1 protein-coding gene is annotated in these 501 nt (G+C 47.3%); it reads right to left on the reverse strand.

The genetic code is table 11. From position 1 onward, the window contains the following. Window positions 1-501 (reverse strand): flagellin hook IN motif-containing protein (locus tag R7E78_RS31080; RefSeq protein ID WP_318059267.1); only part of this gene is annotated, 501 nt, incomplete at both ends.

The raw sequence follows: 501 nt of genomic DNA on the forward strand, positions 1-501 counted from the left end.
TCTTCGACGCGTTCACGTTCTCGTTAATGTTGTCCAAGTTGCTGATTGCATGGTTGAAACGGTTCTGGAATGCACCCAGCTCTGCACGGTGGCTGTCTACGTATTTCAGTGCCGCATCAATGATTGCTACTGATTCTTGTGCGCCGCCAACTGAAGTTACGTCGATAGTATCAACCGTAACGTTTTTCTTGTTGTCGCCTAGACCTAGTTCACCAGACAGACCGCCAGAGAATGACACTTCGCCTTCTACTTTGTTGTTACCAGCAAAGATTTGCAGTTTGCCATCTTGGTCTACTGACGCTTTCACTAGGTCTGTTTGACCGTTGATGTACGTTGCTAGCTCTTCGATGTCATCGCCCGCTTTCGCGTTGATGTTGATTTCTTGCTCTTGACCAAAGCTGTCAGTTAGGCTGATTTTTAGGTCGTTTTTGCCTTGTGCAACGTTCCAGTCTTTGCCTTTACCGCTTTCAGCTTGGTAGCTCACACCGCCCATCATTTTGT

The organism is Vibrio sp. YT-19(2023), from assembly GCF_033337395.1.